The sequence below is a fragment of the Streptomyces sp. NPDC045998 genome, from assembly GCF_056430285.1.
This window is the reverse complement of the sequence record NZ_JBWKLJ010000001.1, coordinates 669342-690777: the sequence shown is the minus strand read 5'-3', so window position 1 is coordinate 690777 and position 21436 is coordinate 669342. Positions and strand designations below refer to the sequence as shown.

General features: G+C 73.6%; 17 protein-coding genes, 1 pseudogene and 1 riboswitch. Of the genes and pseudogenes, 10 read left to right on the top strand and 8 right to left on the bottom strand.

Features of this window, described 5'->3' with window-relative positions:
- Nucleotides 1-80: 80 nt before the first annotated feature.
- A complete protein-coding gene (locus tag AC07FJ_RS03095) occupies nucleotides 81-1877 on the top strand; it encodes an AMP-dependent synthetase/ligase (protein WP_479044636.1) in 1797 nt (598 codons plus the stop codon).
- 686 nt (nucleotides 1878-2563) lie between these two features.
- Here the strand turns inward: AC07FJ_RS03095 and AC07FJ_RS03090 are convergent.
- Complete coding sequence (locus AC07FJ_RS03090; protein ID WP_479044634.1) at nucleotides 2564-3706, bottom strand: glycosyltransferase family 4 protein; 1143 nt, start codon at nucleotides 3704-3706, stop codon at nucleotides 2564-2566.
- A gap of 98 nt (nucleotides 3707-3804) precedes the next feature.
- Between AC07FJ_RS03090 and AC07FJ_RS03085 the strand changes: the two genes are divergently transcribed.
- Together AC07FJ_RS03085 and AC07FJ_RS03080 are read left to right on the top strand one after the other, a co-directional pair.
- A complete protein-coding gene (locus AC07FJ_RS03085; RefSeq protein ID WP_479044631.1) occupies nucleotides 3805-5070 on the top strand; it encodes a glycosyltransferase 87 family protein in 1266 nt (421 codons plus the stop codon).
- A 22-nt stretch (nucleotides 5071-5092) separates the two neighbouring features.
- Nucleotides 5093-6202, top strand: coding sequence for a S66 family peptidase (locus AC07FJ_RS03080; RefSeq protein WP_479044628.1), 1110 nt, complete (start codon nucleotides 5093-5095; stop codon nucleotides 6200-6202).
- 47 nt (nucleotides 6203-6249) lie between these two features.
- Here the strand turns inward: AC07FJ_RS03080 and AC07FJ_RS03075 are convergent, their stop codons facing one another.
- The 5 genes from AC07FJ_RS03075 to AC07FJ_RS03055 form a co-directional block, all read right to left on the bottom strand.
- Nucleotides 6250-7401, bottom strand: a complete 1152-nt coding sequence (locus tag AC07FJ_RS03075; RefSeq protein ID WP_479045273.1) for a hypothetical protein — start codon at nucleotides 7399-7401, stop codon at nucleotides 6250-6252.
- Between the two features lie 18 nt (nucleotides 7402-7419).
- Nucleotides 7420-8508 carry a C40 family peptidase gene (locus tag AC07FJ_RS03070; RefSeq protein ID WP_479044626.1) on the bottom strand — a complete coding sequence of 363 codons (1089 nt, stop codon included), beginning with the start codon at nucleotides 8506-8508 and terminating at the stop codon, nucleotides 7420-7422.
- Nucleotides 8509-8720: 212 nt separating this feature from the next.
- Nucleotides 8721-9746 carry a C40 family peptidase gene (locus AC07FJ_RS03065; RefSeq protein WP_479044623.1) on the bottom strand — a complete coding sequence of 342 codons (1026 nt, stop codon included), beginning with the start codon at nucleotides 9744-9746 and terminating at the stop codon, nucleotides 8721-8723.
- Between the two features lie 280 nt (nucleotides 9747-10026).
- Complete coding sequence (locus tag AC07FJ_RS03060) at nucleotides 10027-11391, bottom strand: NYN domain-containing protein (protein WP_479044621.1); 1365 nt, start codon at nucleotides 11389-11391, stop codon at nucleotides 10027-10029.
- Between the two features lie 46 nt (nucleotides 11392-11437).
- The gene (locus tag AC07FJ_RS03055) at nucleotides 11438-11680 is read right to left on the bottom strand and encodes a hypothetical protein (protein ID WP_355367223.1); all 243 of its coding nucleotides are present in this window, start codon (nucleotides 11678-11680) and stop codon (nucleotides 11438-11440) included.
- A gap of 159 nt (nucleotides 11681-11839) precedes the next feature.
- On the opposite strand from AC07FJ_RS03055, the gene AC07FJ_RS03050 reads away from it, so the two are divergent.
- From AC07FJ_RS03050 to AC07FJ_RS03020, 7 genes and pseudogenes are all read left to right on the top strand, one after another.
- Nucleotides 11840-12535 (top strand): rhomboid family intramembrane serine protease, encoded by a 696-nt coding sequence (locus tag AC07FJ_RS03050; RefSeq protein ID WP_361414450.1) that lies wholly within the window; start codon nucleotides 11840-11842, stop codon nucleotides 12533-12535.
- Nucleotides 12532-12813: an Lrp/AsnC family transcriptional regulator gene (locus tag AC07FJ_RS03045; RefSeq protein ID WP_267241175.1), complete on the top strand. Its 282-nt coding sequence runs from the start codon at nucleotides 12532-12534 to the stop codon at nucleotides 12811-12813. Before AC07FJ_RS03050 ends, AC07FJ_RS03045 begins: the two co-directional genes overlap by 4 nt.
- Nucleotides 12814-13423: 610 nt before the next feature.
- The gene (locus tag AC07FJ_RS03040) at nucleotides 13424-13801 is read left to right on the top strand and encodes a small hydrophilic protein (protein ID WP_479044618.1); all 378 of its coding nucleotides are present in this window, start codon (nucleotides 13424-13426) and stop codon (nucleotides 13799-13801) included.
- Nucleotides 13764-15218: a sensor histidine kinase gene (locus AC07FJ_RS03035; protein WP_479044615.1), complete on the top strand. Its 1455-nt coding sequence runs from the start codon at nucleotides 13764-13766 to the stop codon at nucleotides 15216-15218. Before AC07FJ_RS03040 ends, AC07FJ_RS03035 begins: the two co-directional genes overlap by 38 nt.
- Entirely contained in the window at nucleotides 15215-15874 is a 660-nt protein-coding gene (locus tag AC07FJ_RS03030) for a response regulator transcription factor (RefSeq protein WP_361414444.1), read from the top strand. Before AC07FJ_RS03035 ends, AC07FJ_RS03030 begins: the two co-directional genes overlap by 4 nt.
- Nucleotides 15875-15935: 61 nt before the next feature.
- Nucleotides 15936-17366 (top strand): SLC13 family permease, encoded by a 1431-nt coding sequence (locus tag AC07FJ_RS03025; RefSeq protein ID WP_479044612.1) that lies wholly within the window; start codon nucleotides 15936-15938, stop codon nucleotides 17364-17366.
- Nucleotides 17363-18546: pseudogene (locus tag AC07FJ_RS03020) on the top strand (glycerate kinase family protein). The gene AC07FJ_RS03025 and the pseudogene AC07FJ_RS03020 overlap by 4 nt, the downstream one beginning before the upstream one ends.
- Here AC07FJ_RS03020 and AC07FJ_RS03015 read toward each other — a convergent pair.
- Nucleotides 18504-19871: an aminotransferase class V-fold PLP-dependent enzyme gene (locus AC07FJ_RS03015; RefSeq protein WP_479044610.1), complete on the bottom strand. Its 1368-nt coding sequence runs from the start codon at nucleotides 19869-19871 to the stop codon at nucleotides 18504-18506. The pseudogene AC07FJ_RS03020 and the gene AC07FJ_RS03015 overlap by 43 nt on opposite strands.
- Before the next feature lie 163 nt (nucleotides 19872-20034).
- Nucleotides 20035-20152: riboswitch (SAM riboswitch) on the bottom strand.
- A gap of 104 nt (nucleotides 20153-20256) precedes the next feature.
- A complete protein-coding gene (gene trpD, locus AC07FJ_RS03010; RefSeq protein WP_479044608.1) occupies nucleotides 20257-21321 on the bottom strand; it encodes an anthranilate phosphoribosyltransferase in 1065 nt (354 codons plus the stop codon).
- Between the last annotated feature and the right edge of the window lie 115 nt (nucleotides 21322-21436).

Below are 21436 nucleotides of genomic sequence, written 5' to 3'. Positions count from 1 at the left end.
CGAGCACCTGCCCGATCATGGACCGCAGCCGGTGCATCACACAGAGCCGTGGCGCCGGCGCCCGATGAGGAGCAGCAGTCTTGCGCGAGTTCAGCCTTCCGGCCCTGTACGAGGTCCCCACGGACGGCAATCTGACGGATCTCATCCGCCGCAATGCCGCGCAGCACCCGGACGTGGCTGTCATGGGCCGCAAGGTGGCCGGTGCCTGGACGGACGTCACCGCCACCCAGTTCCTCGCCGAGGTGCGGGCCGCCGCCAAGGGCCTGATCGCGCAGGGCGTGCGGCCCGGTGACCGGGTGGGCCTCATCTCACGCACCCGCTACGAGTGGGTGCAGATGGACTTCGCGATCTGGAGCGCGGGCGCGGTGACCGTGCCGGTGTACGAGACCAGTTCGCCGGAGCAGGTGCAGTGGATCCTGGGCGACTCGGGCGCGGTCGCGGTGATGGTCGAGAGCGACGCGCACGCCGCCGCCGTCGCGTCCGTGCGCGACCGGCTGCCGGAGCTGCGGCACGTCTGGCAGATCGACAAGGGCGGGATCGACGAGCTGGTCGCGGCCGGCGCGGACGTCTCCGAGGAGACGGTCGACGAGCGCAGCGCCAGCGCCAAGGCCGACGACATCGCCACCATCGTCTACACCTCGGGCACCACCGGCCGTCCCAAGGGCTGCGTGCTGACCCACCGCAACTTCTTCGCCGAGTGCGGCAACGTCGTCGAGCGCCTCAAGCCGCTCTTCCGTACGGGCGAGTGCTCCGTGCTGCTCTTCCTGCCCGCCGCGCACGTCTTCGGCCGGCTGGTCGAGGTCGCCTCCGTCCTCGCGCCCATCCGCCTCGGCTGCGTCCCGGACATCAAGAACCTCACCGACGAACTCGCCTCCTTCCGCCCGACCCTGATCCTCGGCGTCCCGCGCGTCTTCGAGAAGGTCTACAACTCGGCGCGCGCCAAGGCGCAGGCGGACGGCAAGGGCAAGATCTTCGACAAGGCGGCGCAGACGGCGATCGCGTACAGCCGCGCCGTCGACTCCCCGCAGGGCGCGTCGTTCGGTCTGCGGCTGAAGCACTTCGTCTTCGACAAGCTCGTCTACAGCAAGCTGCGCGCGGTGCTGGGCGGGCGCGGCGAGTTCGCCATCTCGGGCGGCGCGCCGCTGGGCGAGCGGCTCGGGCACTTCTTCCGGGGCATCGGCTTCACCGTGCTGGAGGGGTACGGCCTGACGGAGTCGTGCGCGGCGACGGCGTTCAACCCGTGGGACCGGCCGAAGATCGGCACGGTCGGCCAGCCGCTGCCCGGCTCGGTCGTACGGATCGCCGACGACGGCGAGGTGCTGCTGCACGGCGAGCACGTCTTCTCGGGCTACTGGAACAACGAGGCCGCGACCGCCGAGGCGCTGGCCGACGGCTGGTTCCACACGGGCGACATCGGCACGCTGGACGAGGACGGGTACCTCGCCATCACGGGCCGGAAGAAGGAGATCCTCGTCACCGCGGGCGGCAAGAACGTCGCCCCGGCGGTGATCGAGGACCGCATCCGTGGGCACGCCCTGGTCGCCGAGTGCATGGTCGTCGGCGACGGCCGGCCCTTCGTCGGCGCGCTGATCACGCTGGACGAGGAGTTCCTGGGCCGCTGGGCTGCGGAGCACGGCAAGCCGGCGGGCTCGACGGCGGCGTCCCTGCGGGAGGACGCGGAGTTGCTGGCGGAGGTCCAGCGGGCCGTGGACGACGGGAACGCGGCGGTCTCCAAGGCGGAGTCGGTGCGGAAGTTCCGGATCCTCACGTCGCAGTTCACGGAGGAGGCGGGGCACATCACGCCGTCGCTGAAGCTGAAGCGGAACGTGGTGGCGAAGGACTTCGCGGACGAGATCGAGGCGATCTACCACGCCTGAGGCGGGGCCTCGCGTCCCGAGGCCTGCCGGCCCCTCCGAGGCCTGTGGTTCCGCGCCGGGCTGCGCGCTCCGCTCGCGCCGGCCTGCCCTCCGGGGCGCGGGGCCGGCGTCGGGGCTCGCCCCGAACCCGCTCGCCTGCGCTGGGCGGTGCTGTCTCCCCCACCCCTCCCCCTACGCCCTGCGGGCGTGGGTGGGGACCCCCACTTCCCGAAACCGGGGCTCCGCCCCGGCCCCCGGGCGCCCCAGTCCTCCAGAGCGGCCCGGGCCACCGGCCGACGGGCCCGCGTCGGGGCTTCGCCCCGAGCCCCCGTTTGTCTGCGGACCGTGGTGTACCCACCCTCCCCCGTAGCCCTTCGGGCACGCGTCTACAACCGGCAGGGTTACGACCCGCAGGCGGGCGACGGCCCGGGGTGGGGCCGTGCAGGGTCGTCCCCGCAGACGTTGGCGGCGCCGAAACCGTTCCGCGTCCGTACGGGCCAAGGCCGCCGACGTCGTGGGGGTGCCCCCTCTGGGGGAGAGTCGAGCCCGGAGGGGTCCCGCCCCGCACCCCACCGGCGGGAGCCGCCCCGCGGAAGCGCGACCGGGGCGGCGCCGCGAGCCTCCGCAGCCCCCGCCCCTGCCGGCGCCTGCACGGCGCGGAACCGCAGGCCGCCGCACCCCAAGCCACCGCACCGCAGGCAACCGCCTCACAGCAACCGCTGCAGCCGCTCCGCCAGCGAGTCCCAGCGCCACTTCTCCTCGACCCAGGCGCGGCCCCGTTCGCCCATGCGGCGGCGGAGGTCCGGGTCGTCGAGGAGGGTGACGATGCGGTCGGCGCACTCCGCGGGGGAGGTGCCGCGGACGACCCAGCCCGTCTCGCCGTCGAGGACGGCGTCGGGCGCGCCCCCGGAGTCGCCGGCGACGACCGGGAGGCCGGTGGCGGAGGCCTCCAGGTAGACGATGCCGAGGCCCTCCACGTCGAGGCCGCCCCGCCGCGTGCGGCACGGCATGGCGAAGACGTCGCCGGCGCCGTAGTGCGCGGGGAGTTCCTCCCACGGCACCGCGCCGGTGAAGCGTACGGATCCGGCCACGCCGGTCTCCGCGGCGAGGCGGCGCAGGTCCTTCTCGTACGGGCCGCCGCCCACGATCAGCAGGACCGCGTCGGGCACGCGGGCCAGGATCGCGGGCATGGCCCTGATCAGGGTGTCCTGGCCCTTGCGCGGGACGAGGCGCGAGACGCACACGACGACCGGCCGCTCGGCGAGCCCGAGGCGCTCGCGCACGGCGTCGCCGCCCGAGCCGGGGTGGAAGGTCTTCTCGTCGACGCCCGGCGGCAGCTGCACCATCCGCGCGGCGGCCTCGGGCGTCAGCGCGGCGGCGATGCGCGAGCGCGTGTACTCGCCGAGGTACGTGAGCGTGTCCGTGCCCTCGCCGATGCGCCGCAGCAGCTGCCGGGAGCCCGGCAGCTGGGCCCAGCCCGCCTCGTGGCCGTGGGTCGTGGCGACGATCCGCTTCGCGCCGGCCCGGCGCAGCGCGGGCGCCATGAGGCCGAGCGGCGCCGCGGCCCCGAACCACACCGACTCGCAGCCGTGCTCCCGCAGCAGCGCGACCGCCCGGGCGGTGACCCTGGGGGTGGGCAGCAGCATCGTCGTACGATCCCGGACAACCTGGAAGGGCTGTTCCGCGTCGAACAGAGCGGTCGCCTTGGCGCCCTCACGCCCCCGCTTCCAGGTGGAGGCGTACACAACAAGACGCTCGGGATCGAGCCTGAGCGCCATGTTGTGCAAGAACGCCTGAATCCCACCGGGTCTGGGCGGAAAGTCGTTGGTTACGATCAAGGTCTTGTGCATCGTTTGCATCAAGGCCGACAGTACCGAACGGCCCCGCTCCACTGCCCACGCGCGGTCTCCACCCCCCACCAGACGACGACGTAGACGTAGAGGTAGGCATGAAGGGCCCCATCCCCATATGGCTGCTGACCAGGACCCTCCTGCTCCTCCTCGTCTTCAAGGTGATGACCCTCCCGGGCCCGGACATCACCACGGACATCTCGCAGATCTACCGGGGCTGGTACGACGTGCTGCGGGCCGGCACGTATCCGATGGACGACGTGACCTGGCAGTACCCGCCGGCCGCCGCCCTCGCGGTCCTCTCCCCCGGCCTGCTGCCGTTCCTGGACTACGCCTCCGCCTTCTTCGTCCTCGCCTTCGTCTGCGACGCGGCCGTCTTCGGCCTGCTGCTGTACGCGGGCCGGCGCCCGGGCAAGTGCCTGTCGGGCGCCTGGGTGTGGGTCGCGGGCGTCCCGCTGCTGGGGCCGACGGCGTACGCGCGCTATGACCTGATGGTGACCGCCGTCGCCGTCGCCGCGCTGCTCGCGGGTGTCCGGCACCCGAGGATCATGGGGGCGCTGGCCGGTTTCGGCGCGATGCTGAAGGTCTGGCCGGTGCTGCTGCTCGCGGGCACACGGCGCGGGCGCGTCACCCTGCGTTCGTGGACCGCCGCGGTGGTGACGGCGGCCGGGGTGCTGCTGCTCTGTACGGCGGCTATGCCGGGGGCGCTGGCGTTCCTGACGTTCCAGCGGGACCGGGGCACCGAGGTGGAGTCGCTGGGGGCGCTGGTGTTCCACGTGGCACGGCACTTCGGCTGGGAGGGGCGGGCGACGCTGAACTACGGCTCGGTGGAGTTCCTCGGGCCGTATGTGCCGGTGGTGTCCACGGCCGCGCTGGCGCTGACGGTGGCGGCCTTCGGCTGGCTGCTGGTGTGGCGGGTGCGGGTGTGGCGTACGGGCGCGTTCGGGAAGACGACGCTGAGCGACGCGGCGTTCGTGGCGGTGCTGCTGTTCACCACCACGAGCCGGGTGATCAGCCCCCAGTACATGCTGTGGCTGGTCGGCCTGGCGTCGGTCTGCCTGGTCTTCCCGACGAGCCGGATGCGCACGGCGGCCCGGCTGGTGCTGGTGGCGACCGGGGTGACGCTGCTGGAGTTCCCGATCTGGTTCTCGCACGTGTCGGACAGCGACCCACTGGGGCTGCTGCTCCTGCTGGTACGCAATGGGCTCCTGGTGGCGGCGACGCTGACGGCGTGCCGGGTGCTGTGGACGCAGACGGTCACGGAGCCGCGGCTGCGCGAGCGGGCCGCGGCGGTCCCGCCGCAGGACGGCACCGCGCCCGCGGCCGACCGGGACGCCGACCGAAACCGGGTACTGACCTCCTGAGGCCCTCTGCCAGAATCCGATCATGGCTCCCTCCCCCAGCCCCTCCCACAGCCCCTCGCACAGTCCCTCCGACGCCCCTTCCGGTACGCCCACCACGCCGATCCGCTACCCGCGGCCCCTGCGCCCCGGTGACCGCGTGGGCGTCACCTCCCCCTCCAGCGGCGTCCCCGAGGCGCTCCGCAAGCGCCTGGAGGTGGCCGTCGCGACGGTCGAGGCGCGGGGGTACGAGGTGGTCGTCGGCGACTGCATGGACGGCTCGGGGCACGTCAGCGCCCCGGCGGCGGAGCGCGCGGCGGAGCTGATGGCGATGCTGACGGACCCGGCCATCAGGGCCGTCGTGCCGCCGTGGGGCGGGGAGACCGCGATCGACCTGCTGCCGCTGCTGGACTTCGACCGGTTGCGCGAGGCCGAGCCGACCTGGCTGGTCGGCTACTCGGACATGTCGACGATCCTCACGCCGCTGACGCTCCTGACCGGAATCGCGACCCTGCACGGCAACAACCTGATGGACACCCCCTACCGGGTGCCCGAGGGGCTGCTCTCCTGGCTGGACGTCGCCGCCCTGCCCGAGGGCAGCCGGTTCGCCCAGACCCCGCCCGGCCGCCACCGCACCAGCGGCTGGGACGACTACGGCGTCTTCCCTGACGTGCGCGAGTACACCCTGAACGCGACCGGCACCTGGACCCGCCTGGACAGCGGCGGCGACGGTGACCTGGAGGTCGAGGGGCGGCTGATCGGCGGGTGCATCGAGACGGTGAGCAACCTGGCGGGCACGCCGTACGGCGACGTCACGGCGTTCGCCCGCGCCCACGCGTCCGAGGGGCTGCTCGTCTACGTGGAGGCGGTGGGCGACGACGACGCGCTCGAGATCTGCCGCAACCTCCACGGCATGCGCCTGGCCGGCTTCTTCGACGCCGCGAACGCCGTCCTGGTCGGCCGTACTTCGGCGCCCGACCGCGACTCGCTCACCCAGCACGAGGCCGTGCTGGACGCGCTCGGCCCGCTCGGCGTGCCGATCATCGCCGACGTCGAGTGCGGCCACGTCCCGCCGTACCTGCCGCTCGTCAACGGCGCCCGCGCCCGTGTCGTCCTCACGCCGACCCGCCAGGAGCTCGTCCAGACGCTGGACTGACGGCGCGGGACGGTGCCGGCGAGGGGCGGCGCGGGATGGCGAGGGCCTCAGCCCAGCCGCTCCCGCACGTAGTCGCGCCACCGGGTGGTGAACTCCTCCCGGGTCGTGCCCAGCACCTCCCGCAGCGCCTGCGCCACGGCCTGCTCCCGGGCCTCGCGGCGCCGGTGCGCGCCCACCGCGCGGTAGAAGGCCCGCAGCTCCGGCTCGCCCCACCGGTCGGCGATCAGCGCGCAGGCCAGCCAGCCGCCCTCGTACGCGCGGGCCAGGGCGTCCGCGTCGCCGGTGAAGGCGAAGTCCCCGTCGGACGGCAGTCCCGCGGGGGCCCGTCCCGCGCGCACCGCGTCCCGCAGCGCGGGCGCCGCCTGGGCGGCCGGGTGGGCCGTGCCCCGGTAGGCCGCCCAGTCGGCGAAGCCCTCGGAGAGCCACATCGGGGTCGCCGCCGAGGTGTGGGTGCGGGTGGCCACGTGGGCCGTCTCGTGGGTGAGCACCATGTCCTGGCCGACTCCGCTGAGTCCGGTGTACGCCTCGGGGTTGACGACCACCCGGTCCGCCGGGGCGTCCGGCCCTCCCCCGGCCCGGCCGGTCGTCACCGCGGCGATGCCCCGGTGCCGGTCGGCCGGCGCCCCGAGCAGCGCGCCCATGCCCGCCAGCGAGCCGGGGACGAGCACCACCACGCGCCCGGCCCAGGGACCGGCCCAGGCGGCCGACACCGCCGGAACCGCCCGGTCCGCCGTGGCCGCGACGGCCCGCAGCCGCTCCGGGTCCTGCCCGGAGCCGAGGACCAGGCTGCGCCGCCCGCGTACGACCTGGAGGGTGCCCTGGTCCCACAGCTGCTGGGCGGCGCCCTGCGCGGGCCGGTCGGACGTCACCTGCCAGCGGCCGTCCCGCCGTGCGAGCCGCAGGGCGCGCTCGGTGGTGACGGGGCCGCTGTCGTACCCGGCGATGCGGTAGCCGAGCTCGGCGCGGACGGTGGCCCGCCCGTCGCCGTCCTGCCGCGCCCGCGTGATCCGGTACGACCAGGAGGCAAGCGGAACGTCGGCGAGGTCGCCGGAGCGGACGGCCGCCGCCCACCGGTCCACCGCCGCCCGGAGCTCCTCGGCGCCCGCCGCCGTCTCCGGACCCGTAGCCGTACAGCCGGAGGAGACACCGGAGAGCAGCAGGGGGCCGAACGCCGCCACCACCGCCCGCCTCCGCACCACCACCCGGCGATCGTACGGTCAGACGCGCGTGACCGCCGAGATGGGCATCATGCCCACCGGGTCGTAGCGCACCGGCGCGCCCGGGTAGGGGGCGTGGATGACCTGGCCGTTGCCCACGTACATCCCGATGTGGCTGGCGTCGGAGCGGTACGTCACCAGGTCGCCGGGCCGCGCCTCGGAGAGCGGCACGTGGCGTCCCGCGTTGCGCTGGGCCTGCGAGGTGCGCGGCAGGCTGACGCCCGCCTGCGCGTACGCCCACTGCGTGAGGCCCGAGCAGTCGAAGCCGTACGGCCCGTTGGCGCCCCAGATGTAGGGGCGCCCGAGGGCGGAGCGGGCCGCCCGGACCGCGGCGGCCGCCCGCTCGGACGCGGCCTCGCCCGCGGGGCCTTCGGCGCCTTCGGCGCCGTCGAGCGGGGGCAGGTCGTCGCGCCCGGAGCGCGAGGCCCGGTCGAGGCTGTCGCGCTCCTCGGCGGTCAGGGAGTTGAGCAGCGTCCGCGCCTCGGCCAGCTTGCGCTCGACGAGCCGCTTGTGGCGGGCGACGGCGGCCCGGCTGCGCTCCAGCTCGGCCAGCTGGCGGGTGGCCTCCGCGCGCTGTTGGCCCAGCAGGCGCTGGGCGCGCCGCAGTTCGGTGAGGGCGTGGGCCTGCCGCTCGCTGATCCGGTCGAGGGTCGCGGCCTTGTCGAGGTAGGTGTCGGGGTCGTCGGAGAGCAGCAGTGCGAGCGCCGGGTCCATGCCGCCGGAGCGGTACTGGGCGCCGGCGACCGTGCCGAGCGCGCCGCGCATGTGGTTGATGCGCTCCTGGCCGCGGGCGACGGCGTCCTGGGTGCGGGAGACCTGCTCGCGCAGGGCGTCGGCGCGTTCGTCGGCCTGGTTGAACCCCTCGGTGGCCTTCTCGGCCTCCTCGAAGAGCCGGTCGACCCTGGCCCGGGTGGTCTCCGTGGTGTCGGCCGGCTCACCGGGGGCCGCGCCCGCGGGGGCCGCGCCGAGGGCGGCCGCCGCGGTGGCCGCCGCGGCGGAGAGGACCGTGACCGTCGCGTTCCGGGTGGCCTGGGTGAGACCCGTGAAACCCGTGAGACCCGACGGCGAGGACCGGCGATGGGACGCCACGAACCGCGCTCCCTTCAGCTGTGTGCGTTGCGCGCCAGACAGTAGCCGGACGGCTACGCACAGGCCAAAGGCCGCGTGAGGCCCGGAGGGCTCGAACAGCGGCGCCCCGCCGGTAGACCGCAAGGTCACCGGCGGGGCGGAGCGTCAACTGAAGGGATCGCGATTCCCCTGATCAGGGGAGTGTACGGGCGCGTCCCGAGGGGCCCGGTACGTCAGATGCGGACGCCGAACTGGAACGTGCCCAGCCAGTCCATCGACTCGTACCGGACGACCGTCCCGGGCTTCGGGGCGTGCAGGACGGTGTTGTTGCCCGCGTACAGGCCGACGTGCGAAAGGCCGTTGAAGAAGACCAGGTCGCCGGGCTTGAGCTGGCTGCGGCCGATCTTCACACCGTCGTTCTGCTGGGTGTACGTGGTGCGGGTGAGGCTGACGCCGGCCTGGCGGTAGGCCCACTGGGTCAGACCGGAGCAGTCGTACGCGTTGGGGCCCTCGGCACCGGAGATGTACGGCTTGCCCACCTGGGTGTCGGCGGCCGCGAGGGCGGCGGCGCCGCGCGCCGAGGCGGGGACCTCGTTGCCGAGCTCCACGCGGTCGCTCGCGGCGCGGCTGGCGCGCTGCTCCTCTTCCTGCATCTTGGCGCGCTCGGCGGCGGTGAGCGTGTTGAGGAGCTTCTGGGCCTCGGCGAGCTTGCCCTGGAACGCCTTCTTCTTCTCGCCGAGCGTCTTGCGGACGTCCTCGAGGTCGGCGAGCTTCGCGGTCGCCTCGGCGCGCTCCTGGGCGAGGGTGCGCTGCTTGGCCTGGATGGTCTCCAGGACCTCGGCCTGCTTGGCGCTCAACTGGTCGACGGCGGAGGCCTTGTCGAGGTAGTCGTCCGGGTTGGAGGAGAGGAAGAGCTGGAGGGAGGGGTCCATGCCGCCGGCGCGGTACTGGGCGCTGGCCACCGAACCGATGCTGTCGCGCAGCGTGTTGAGCTCTTCCTGGCCGCGCGCCACCTTGTCCTGGAGGGCGCTGATCTCCTTCTGGAGCTTCTCGCGCTGCTCTTCGGCGAGGTTGTACTGCTCCGTGGCCTCCTCGGCCTCGTGGTGGAGCTTGTCGACCTTGGCCTTGACCTCGCTCTTGCTCGGCTTGGGGTCTGCCTGAGCGGCCTGGGAGGACAGGGCGACGGCAGCGGCGGCGGTCGCGGTGAGCACGGTCACGCGGGCACGGCTCGGCCGCTTGGGACGACGGTGGGACGCCACGGAGGCGAGCTCCTTCTCCTTCGAGAGCCGCCTCGACCCTTCGGGGACTGCGCGGGAGAGGCGGTTCCTTCGCTGTCACCCCGGGTGGGCGATCAACTGCGCGAAGGTTCGAGCAGACCCTAGTGACCATGCTGTGATCAGTTCAAATCCTCATGCGAAAAATCTCGCTCAGGGGCCCCATTCTTTACACACATTCCACGCTGCGTCATGAGCACTTGACGGTACGTTCGCGCAACTGATTTCTCAGAACGGGTCGAATTCGGGCAAGAAGCCCGGGAATTCACGAGAGCCGCGAAAGGCGCTTCAACAGCAGCGCGGAGGAGACCGGCCGCGCACCCGACTTGGCCACGCCGTCGGCCACCTCGCGGTCCGTGGAGACCACGACCACGGGCCGGCCCGGCGGCTCAGCGCGCACCAGCTGACGAATCAGTTCGTCCGCCGTCACGCCCGGCTTGGAGAACAGCACCCGCACCCCGCGCGGCGGCGCGAGCAGCACCGGCGCGGCGAGTTCCGCGCCGTCGAAGACACAGGTGACCTCCGCGCCCGTGCGCGCGGCCAGCGCCGACAGGCCGCCGAGCAGCCGCAGCCGCTGCTTCTCCAGGGGCATCGTCGGATAGCCGGTCTTGGTGACGTTGTAGCCGTCCACGACCATGTGCGCCTGCGGCAGCGCCAGCAACTGGTCGAGCAGCGCCGGGTCGGTCTCCGACAGGGCGCGCGCCGCGATGTCCTTGGGCGACATCCGGCCCGGCTCGACCGCGTCGACGGTGTCCGCCGGATGGACCGAAACCGGCGGCAGCGCCAGCTCGCGGCGCAGGCCCTGCGCCGACTCCAGGACGGTGTCCAGCAGCAGCCGCACCCGCATGTCCTCCACCGAGCGCCCCTCCCGGGCGGCCCGGCGGCTGGCCTCCAGGGCGGCCTCCGTCTCACCGAGCCGCGCCTTGAGGCGCCGCGTCTCGCTCTCGGCGGCGGAGACCTGCGCCGCCGCCTCGGACCGGATCGCGTCGATGTCCGCCTGCGTACGGCGCAGGGCGGCCTCGCCGCGCTTGACATCGCTCTGTGCGCTGCGGAGCTTGCGGTGAAGCGATTCGGCTTCCTTGCGGGCCGCGTCCAGCTCGGCGCGCAGCCGCTCCGTCTCCGTACGGGTCTGCGCCCGCGCCTCGGCGAGCTCCGCGCGCAGCCGCTCCAGCTCCCGGCGCCCCTCCTCGTCGGCGCGCTCGGCATCCGCCCGCTGCGCCTCCTCGCCGGCCGCGGCGACGAGCTTCGCCCAGCCGGCGGGGCGCAGCACGTAGGCGGCCGCGGCGACGTCGACGGGGTCGGCGGCCGCCGGCGGCGAGCCGCCCTCGACCGCACCGGCCAGCTCCGGCTGCGCCTCCTTGAACCGCTCACCGATCCGCTGCCGGAAGACCGGGTCGCCCTCCAGGGCGGCGGCCATGGCGTTGCCCGCGAACTTGACCCGGCGGGACGGGGTGAAACGGGCGTACTGCCGCAACTGGGCGGGCAGTTCCGCGACGGTCAGACCGCCGAAGGCGTCCGACACCAGTGCGACGACCCGGCGCCGCACACCCTCGGGCATCGGGCGGTCGAGCGCCTCGGCGGCGTCTCCGGCCGCGCCGGCCGGTTCAGCACCGCTTGCGGGCTGCTCCACGTTCTCACCCCACTACCCGTCGTCCTCGCCCCCGCCGGGCCTCCCGTCAGGAGGCGGCGTCCGGCCTGTCCACCAGCTCGATCTGGTCCACCGCGTTGCACCAGCGGCACCGGACCGACTCGATGGTCTCACTGACCACCTCGCGCTCCTCGACCTTCGGCTCACCGGCGAGGTCCAGATGGACGTACTCGACGACCTTGGAAGACCTGGTCACGTCGAAGCGCGTCAGATTGCCGCAGAGCGCGCACCGCCAGCGGGTCGTCGCGGTCGGCATGGGAACCGTCGTCATGGGTTGCCGTCCTCTTTCGTACCGGTCGTGCCGGGTGCGGGCCCGCGGTGCGCCATCGAACTGCGGATGTACTGCCCGTAACCCTACGGCCTCACGGGTACCCCTGTGGCCCGGCGAGGCACCCTGTCCCGCTCCCTCCCTTTACGTCATGATCTGTGCATGATCGAGCGGGGTCCGGTGGTGACGTACGGCGTGATGGCGGCGTGCTGTCTGGTCTTCCTGATCAGTCCGGTGTCCGGCCTGAACCACGAGTACGGCACCGGTGACGCGCTCCTCGCGGCGCAGAGCGCGTACTTCCGGCGCTGGGGGGTGATCCCCGCCGAACTGCTGACCGGCACCCCCGGCGCGCTGCCGTCCCCGCTGACGGCCCTCTTCGTCCACGGAAGCTGGCTGCACCTCCTCGGCAACATGCTGTTCCTCTACGTCTTCGGCGCCATGGCCGAGGAACGGCTCGGGCACCTGGAGTTCGCCCTCTTCTACGTGGGCTGCGGCTACCTCGCGCTCGTCGGCTACGCCGTGGCCCACGCGCACTCCGCGCAGACCCTCGTCGGCGGCTCGGGCGCCATCTCCGGAGTCCTCGGCGCCTTCCTGTTCCTCTTCCCGAAAGCCCGCGTCACCAGCCTCTTCCCCTTCCTCTTCTTCCTGCCCCTGCGCTTCCCCGCCTGGATCGTGCTGGTGTTCTGGTGCGTCCTCCAATGGCTGGCGGCCCGCGGCGCGGGCGCCGGGCCCGGGGTCGCGTACCTGGCGCACCTGGTGGGCTTCGGCCTGGGGTTCCTCTACGCGTGGGTCCGGTACGGGTGGAGGGCTAGAGTGAAGGCCCAGACAGCGGGCCCCGAGGGAGAAGGACAGCCGTGATCACCGCGATCGTGCTCATCAAGACCAGCGTGGACCGCATCCCCGAGATCGCCGAGTCGATCGCCGCGCTGGAGAACGTCAGCGAGGTCTTCTCCGTCACCGGCACGTACGACCTGATCGCCATGGTGCGGGTGGCCAAGCACGACGACCTGGCGGACGTCATCCCGGGCCGCATCAGCAAGATCCCGGGCGTCGAGGCGACGGACACGCACGTCGCGTTCCGCACGTACTCGCAGCACGACCTGGAGGCGGCGTTCGCGATCGGCCTCGACGCGTAGGTTGCTCTCGCGGGGGGCGTGGGTTGCTGCCCGGTGGGCGGCTTTCCGCTGCGCGGTGCTCTTGCCCGGCGGGTGGGTTTCCGGTGCGCGGTGGCTTGCGCCGGTGGGTGGGTTTCCGGTGCGCGGTGGCTTGCGCCGGTGGGTGCGGGTCGGGTGCCGGGGGTTCCGGTGGGGGGTGGTCGGACTCTCGTTCACCGCGCTTCGCGCGAGTTCAGTCGTCTTACGTCCGACCACCCCCACGCTCCACCCCCGACCCCCTCACGACGGTGGCCCCTCGCGCCGTCGGTGCGTGCGTCCCCCGGTGGTGCCCATACGCCACCGCCGGGGCCCCTGCCGAACCCTCCGAGTGGCGGCGCGAAGCTGCCGCGTACCGGGGTGTGGGGGCGTCAGCCCCCACGTACAACCTCCCCGGGGGTCCGGGGGCGCAGCCCCCGGTTACGGGAAGGGGCGGGGTGGGGGACAAATCCCCGCCCGTGACGTGTCACCCTTCAGGGGGGTGGGGCCCGGAGCACGGGGCTTGGCAGGGCGCGGTCGGGGAGCATGCGGTTCATGAAGGAGCCTTCATCTCGCGCTCATTCGCGGCGGCGCACACCCCGCCCAGGATGGCCGCATGGCCTTCACCCACCGCATGGCTACGCTCGCCGCCGTCGTCGCCATCCCCCTCGGGATCGCGGCGACCAGCTATCTGCTGACCGACTCCCCCGAGGCGCCCCACGTACCGGCCGAGGTGGAGCTGGACGCCACGCCGCGACCGAGTGCGAGCGGCCGGAGCCAGAGCCCCAGCCCAGCGAGCCCCGCGAGCCCCGCGCCCGCGAGTGCCTCGCCGTCGGCGGTGCCGCCGAGCCGGACGTACGTGCCCGGCGGCAGGCCCGGCGGCACGCCGAAGGACACCGTCGTACCCGGGCCGCCCGCCGCCAAGGTGCCCGCGCCGGCGCCGGGGGACGACGACGATGACGACTTCGGTGACGACGCCCTTGACGAGAACTGACCGCCGCGTCTCCGCGCGCGTACGGATCCTGCTGTGGCTGCTGCTGGTGATGGCCGTGGCGCTCGCCGCCGTGGCGACGACCACGCGGTCGATCCTGCTGCGGGACGTGGACCACCGGATCAGCCAGCTGCTGACGCAGGAGACGCGGGAGTTCGCCAACTTCGTGGACCAGGGCGTGGACCCGGCCGACGGTGCCCGGTTCACCGAGCCGCGACGGCTGCTCCAGGTGTTCCTGCAGCGCCAGTACTCCGACCCCGACGAGGAGTTGCTGGGCCTGACCGAGGGTGCGGGGCCCGCGCCGGACGTGCTGCGGCAGCCGCGGGACATCGCGGAGGACGTCGCGCTGTACCGGGACCGCGACGCGCTCGCGCGGATCTTCGCGGCGGACGCCCGCTCCGGCACGCTGGAACGCCCGCAGGGCGAGGTGCGGTGGGCGAAGGTGCCGATCAGCCCGGCCGGTACGGCGCCGCAGGGCGCGTTCGTGGTGGCGTTCCACGCGGACCACGAACAGGCGATCGCCGCCGAGGCGTTCCGTACGCAGCTGGCGATCTCGGGGGTCGCGCTGCTGATGACGACGGGGATCGGCTGGGCCGTCGCGGGCCGGATCCTCGCGCCGGTGCGGGTGGTCCGGCAGACCGCCGCGCAGCTGACCGAGCAGGACCTGACGCGCCGGATCCCGGTGCAGGGCCGGGACGACATCGCGCTGCTCGCGGAGACGTTCAACGCGATGCTGGACCGGCTGGAGCGGGCGTTCGCCGCGCAGCGGCAGTTCGTCGACGACGCCGGACACGAGCTGCGCACGCCGATCACCATCGTGCGCGGGCACCTGGAGCTGATGGGTGACGACCCGGCCGAGCAGGCGGAGACCATCCGGCTGGTCACGGAGGAACTGGACCGGATGAGCCGGATCGTGGAGGACCTGCTGCTGCTGGCCAAGGCCGAGCGGCCGGACTTCGTGGCGCCGGAGCCCGTCCAGCTGGGCGAGCTGACGGCCGACGTCTTCGTGAAGGCGCGGGCGCTCGGCGAGCGGGAGTGGGTGCTGGACGGTGTCACCGACCGGGAGGCCGAGCTCGACCCGCAGCGCATCACGCAGGCGATGGTCCAGCTCGCGCAGAACGCCGTCCAGCACACCGTGCCGGGCCAGCGGATAAGGATCGGTTCGCGGGAGGTCACGGGTCGCATCGAGCTGTACGTGGCCGACAGCGGCGTCGGCGTGCCGGCCGAGGACGCCGGTGTGATCTTCGAGCGGTTCCGGCGCGGCAGCTCCCGGCGCGGCACCCGTACCAGCGGCGGCGCGGGGCTCGGGCTGTCCATCGTGAAGGCCATCGCCGAGGGCCACCGGGGCCGGGTCGAGCTGCGTCCCACCGAGGGCGGCGGCGCCACCTTCGTACTCGTACTGGAGGAAGAGGACGCGTGAACCGCATTCTGATCGCCGAGGACGAGGAGCGGATCGCCTCCTTCGTCGAGAAGGGGCTGCGTGCCAACGGCTTCACCACCACGGTGGCCGCCGACGGCGACACGGCGCTGGACTACGCCGTCACGGGCGGCTTCGACCTGATGGTGCTGGACATCGGGCTGCCCGGCCGTGACGGCTTCACCGTGCTGCGGGAGTTGCGCGAGGCACGGGTGACCCTGCCGGTGATCGTGCTGACCGCGCGGGACTCGGTCGGGGACACGGTCGCCGGGCTGGAGGGCGGCGCCGACGACTGGATGACCAAGCCGTTCCGCTTCGAGGAACTGCTGGCGCGGGTACGGCTGCGGCTGCGCACCGCCGCCCGCGCGCCCGAGGTGACGGTGTTGCGCAGCGGCGACCTGAGCCTGGACCTGCGCACCCGGCGGGCCCGCGCGGAGGACCGGACCGTCGACCTGACGGCGCGTGAGTTCGTGCTGCTGGAGCTCTTCCTGCGCCACCCGGGGCAGGTGCTGTCGCGGGAGCAGATCCTGTCCCACGTGTGGGGGTACGACTTCGATCCGGGGTCGAACATCGTGGACGTGTACGTGCGCAACCTGCGCAGGAAGCTGGGGGCGCGGCGGCTGGAGACGGTGCGGGGCATGGGCTACCGCATGCCGTAGATGAACTTTCCCTCATAGAGGGCTCATTGAGGGCTCACGGCGGGTGGGGAGACTCGGTGGTGTGACGCTCTCCCTCAGCCGGGCGGTGTGGCTGGGTGCCGCGCTCGGCCTGTGCGCGGTGCTGGCGATACCGTCCTACTTCCCAGGACTCGGCGCCGACGCGCGCCTCACGCTGGGTGTGTTCGTCCTCGCCACCGTCGCCTGGATCGCCACGCCCGTCGACGACACCTACATCGCGCTGGGCGCGGGGCTGGCGCTCACGGCGACCGGTGTGATCAGCAGCGAGACGCTCTTCGCGACGCTGGGTGATGAAACGATCTGGCTGCTGATCTGCGCGTTCGTCCTGGCGGCGGCGGTCACCCGGACGGGCCTCGCGGGCCGGGCCGCCGCCTTCCTGGTCAGCGGGGCCCGTACGGTGCGTCAGCTGGTCCACCTCACCACGGCCGCGCTGGTGGTGACGTCGTTCGCCGTCCCGGCCACCTCGGGGCGGGCCGCGCTCGCCCTGCCGGTCTTCCTGGCGCTGGCGAAGGTGCTGGCGGACCGGGGGCGGCTGGTGGTGATGCTGGCGCTGCTCTTCCCGACCGTCGTGCTGCTGTCCGCCGTCGCGACGCTCATCGGCGCGGGCGCGCATCTGATCACGGTCAACGTGCTGTGGGAGCAGTCGGGGCAGCGGCTGGGGTTCGTGGAGTGGCTGCTGCTCGGCCTGCCGCTCGCGGTCGTGTCGTCCCACCTGGCCGCCGAGGTGGTGCTGCTGACCTCCACCTCGCGGGCCGACCGGCGCGGCCCGGTGCGCATCACGCCCGCCGACATCGAGGCGCAGTCCCCCGCGCCGGTGACCGGGCCGCTGTCCATCGCCGAGGCGCGCTGCGCGCTGCTGCTGGCCACGGTGGTGGTGCTGTGGTGCAGCGAGCCGCTGCACCGGGTGTCGCCCGCGGTGGTGGCGCTGATCGGCGCGGTGGTCGCGTCGTCGCCCGCGCTCGGGACCGTACGGCTCAAGGACGCGCTGCGGACGGTGCCGTGGCCGCTGCTGCTGTTCATGGCGGCGACCATGGCGATGGGTGTGGCGCTCGCGGACTCGGGGGCGGCGGGGTGGTTGGTGGCGGGGCTGCCGGTGGACGCGCCGCCGTGGCTGTTCCTCACCGTGGTCGTGGTCGTCTCCACGGCCGCGCACCTGGTGCTGCAGTCCCGTTCGGCCCGCTCCTCGGTGCTGGTGCCGCTGGTGGTGGCGGCCTCGGCGGCCGCCGGGGTCAATCCGGTCACGGCGGCGCTGGCGTCCACCGCCGCGGCCGGGTTCTGCCACACGCTGCCCGCGTCGGCCAAGCCGGTGGCCCTCTTCGCGGACGTACCGGACGGCGTGCCCACCTACACGCCGCGTGACCTGCTGCGGCTGTCGGCCGTGCTGGCCCCGCTCACCGCGGGCGTGGTGCTGCTGTTCGCCCTGACCGTCTGGCCGCTGCTCGGCGTGCCCGTCCTCCTGGAGTCCCACCCATGAGCCACTCGTACCGGATCGCCGTCGCGCCCAGCGGCTTCAAGGAGTCCCTGTCCGCGCGCCAGGCCGCCGAGTCCATCGCCGAGGGCGTGCGGCGGGTCCTGCCGGGCGCGCGGCTGGACCTGATCCCGCTGGTCGACGGCGGGGAGGGTACGGCGGAGGCGCTGGCCGCCGCGACCGGCGGGCACCTGGTGCCGTGCGTGGCGACCGGGCCGCTCGGTGCTCCCGTGGAGAGCCACTTCGCGCTGCTCGGCGACGGTTCGGCGGTGGTGGAGATGGCCGCCGTCGCGGGTCTCGCGCTGGTGGAGCCGGGCCGCCGCGACCCCGGCGCCACGACCACGTACGGCGTCGGCGAACTGCTGCGCGCGGCCCTGGACTCCGGTGCCCGCCGCATCCTCGTCGGCTGCGGCGACTCCGGTACGTCGGACGGGGGCGCCGGCGCGCTCCAGGCGCTGGGCGTACGCCTGCTGGACGCGGACGGACGCGAACTCCCGCGCGGGGGCGCCGCCCTGGGGCGGCTCGCGGCCGTCGACGCCGACGGGCTCGACCCGCGCCTGGCGGAGACCGAGCTGCTGGTGGCGTGCAACCCGTACAACGTGCTGTGCGGCGAGCGCGGCGTGGCGCGGGTCTTCGGCCCTCAGAAGGGCGCCTCCCCCGCTCAGGTCGAGGTCCTGTCGGCGGCGCTGGAGCGCTGGGCTGCGGCGCTCACGGAGGCGTTCACCCCGGGCGTCGACCTGCGCGGGGCGCCCGGCACCGGCGCGTCCGGCGGCCTGGGCGCGGGGCTCGCGGCGCTCGGCGCCCGGCTGCTGCCCCGGTTCGAGGTGCTGCTCGACGGGCTGGACCTCGGCGCGCGCCTCGCCCGAGCGGACCTGGTCATCACGGGCGAGGGCGCCCTCGACGCGCAGACCGTGCGCGGGAAGATCCCGGGCGAGGTGGCGCGCCGCGCCCGGGAGGCGGGGGTGCCGGTCCTCGCGCTGGCCGGCACGCTCGGCCCCGGCGCCCGCGACGCGGAGCTGGACGCCTACGAGTCGCTGGCGCCCGGGCCGCTGCCGCTCCAGGAGTCCTTGGAGCGGGCGGCCGAGCTGCTGGCGGACGCGGCCGAACGGGCGCTGCGCACGGTCCTGGTGGGCACGCGGCTGGTCAGCCGCGGTCGGGCACACAACGCCCGTCCTCCGTACGGTAGTTCCACTTCGCCCCGTCCCGCACGAGCTCCTTCACGGCCCGAACGAAACGGTCGACGTGCTCATCCGGCGTCCCCGCCCCGAAGCTGACCCGGATCGCGTTGAGCGACTTCTCACCGGGCGGAGCCGCCTCGGGCGCGCCGCACTCGCCGACCTGCTGCGGGTCGCTGCCGAGCAGCGTCCGCACCAGCGGGTGGGCGCAGAACAGGCCGTCGCGCACGCCGATGCCGTACTCGGCGGAGAGCGCCGCCGCGAAGTGCGAGCTGTTCCAGCCGTCGACCACGAAGGAGATGACGCCGACGCGCGGGGCGTCGTCGCCGAAGAGCGACAGCACCCGCACCTCGGGCACCTCGGCCAGGCCCTCGCGCACCGTGCCGATGAGGTACCGCTCGCGCGCCACCAGATCGTCGAAGCCGGCCTCGGTGAGCGCCTTGCAGGCGGAGGCGATGGCGTACGCGCCGATGACGTTCGGCGAGCCGGCCTCGTGGCGGGCGGCCGTGGTGTGCCACTCGACGTCGACGCCGCCGTCGGCGCGCCGGGCCACGGTGCGGGAGGCGCCGCCGCCGGCCAGGTACGGCTCGGCCTCCTGCAGCCAGTCGGCCCGCCCTGCGAGCACGCCGGAGCCGAAAGGCGCGTACAGCTTGTGCCCGGAGAAGGCGACCCAGTCGACGTCCAGGTCGCGCACGGACACGGGGTGGTGGGGCGCCAGCTGGGCGGCGTCCAGCACGATGCGGGCGCCGTGCGCGTGGGCGGCGGCGGCGAGCTCCCGTACCGGCCACAGCTCACCCGTCACATTGGACGCGCCGGTGACGCAGACGAGGGCCGGGCCGTAGGGGTCGCGGTCGGCGAGGGCGCGCTCCAGCGTGTCGACCGCCTCGCCCGGCGTGCGGGGCGCGTTGAGGTAGGTGACGCGGGCGTCCCTCCAGGGGAGCAGCGAGGCGTGGTGTTCGGTCTCGAAGACGAACACCTGGCAGTCGGCGGGCAGGGCGGCGGCCAGCAGGTTCAGCGAGTCGGTGGTGGAGCGGGTGAAGACGACCTCGTCGTCCTCGCGGCAGTCGAGGAACGCGGCGACGGTGGCGCGGCTGTTCTCGAACAGGTCGGTCGACAGCTGCGAGAGGTACCCCGCGCCACGGTGCACGCTGCCGTAGTACGGGGCGTACGCGGCGACGTCGTCCCACACCCGCTGGAGTGCGGGCGCGCTGGCGGCGTAGTCGAGCGCGGCGTAGGTGACCTCGCCGCCGGTGACGAGCGGCACGGTGACATCCCGGCCCAGAACGGGCAGCGGCGTACAAACGGACTGGTCGGCGGCAGCGGTGAAGACAGACATGGCGAACTCCCGTACAGGGCAGGCGAATTCGACGCATCGACGCACAGGAGTGCGGACGCGGCGGAAGGAAAAAAGGGGTGCCGAAGAAGGGGCGATACGCCCTATCGCATTCGCTTGCTCACGAGACTGCTCCCTTGAGGACCAGGACCCCAGGGTGTGCAGGGGTCCGCGCTTGCCGCAGACCTCGCTGCCTGCGACCTGGTCTTCACCCGGGGCACCCCGCCACGGACGGAGGGTTGCCGGACAGCGGGCCGGGGCCGTAGTCGCTGTCACTCATGACCTTGAATGGCATCATGCCATACGTCTCGGCATGCGCAAGGCGCAGTCCGGTTCCTGAGACAAGAGGGGCCGGACCGCGCCTTGTGTCACACCCACCCGCGCGGGTTCAGCGGTGGCTGGCCTCCACCCACCGGTCGAGCGCCGCGCGCGCCGCGCCCGAGTCGATGGACTCGGCCGCCTTCGCCATGCCGGCCCGGATCTGCTCGGTGAGCGGCGCGTCCGTCGGCTCCAGCGCCACCAGCGCCGCCGCGGAGTTGAGCAGCACCGCGTCCCGTACGGGCCCGGTCTCCCCCGCGAGCAGCCGGCGGGCCACATCGGCGTTGTACGAGGCGTCCGCCCCGCGCAGCGCCTCGACCGGTACGAGCGCGATACCCACGTCCCGCGGGTCGAAGGACTCCTCGCGCACGGCCCCGTCCCGTACCACCCACACCTTCGAGGTGGCGGTGGTGGTCAGCTCGTCCAGCCCGTCGTCGCCGCGGAAGACCAGCGCGGAGGAGCCGCGCTCGGCCAGGACCCCGGCGAGGATGGGCGCCATGCGCGCGTCCGCGACACCGGTGGCCTGGGCCTTGACCCGGGCGGGGTTGGTCAGCGGCCCGAGGAAGTTGAAGGTGGTGCGGATGCCGAGCTCCTTGCGGGCGGCGGCCACATGGCGCAGCGCGGGGTGGAACTTCACCGCGAAGCAGAAGGTGACGCCCGCCTCCTCGGCGACCTCGGCGACCCGCCGGGGCGTCAGCTCCAGGTTGACGCCGAGCTTCTCCAGGACGTCCGAGGCCCCGGAGGCGGAGGAGGCGGCGCGGTTGCCGTGCTTGACGACCTTGGCGCCGGTGCCGGCCACGACGATCGCCGACATGGTGGAGATGTTGACCGTCTTGGCGCCGTCGCCGCCCGTGCCGACGATGTCGACGGAGGGGCCGGGCACCTCGATCAGGTTGGCGTGCGCGTACATCGTCCGGACCAGGCCGGAGATCTCCTCGACGGTCTCGCCCTTGGCGCGGAGCGCGACCGCGAAGCCGGCGATCTGGGCGTCGGTGGCCTCGCCGCTCATGATGCGGTCCATCGCCCACGCCGTGTCGTCGGCGCTCTGGTCGCGGCCCTCCAGCAGGCCGTTCAGCACCACGGGCCAGGAGCGGCCCGCCGAGCTCGGTCCTCCAGCGGGTTGCACAGCGCTCATGGTCGCTCCTGGTGTCCGTGTGTACGGGGATGACCACAGCCTATCGAGCCACGGGCACGGCAAAGAGCCCCGTCCGGTGAATGGACGGGGCTCTTTGCGGTGTGGCGACCGTGTG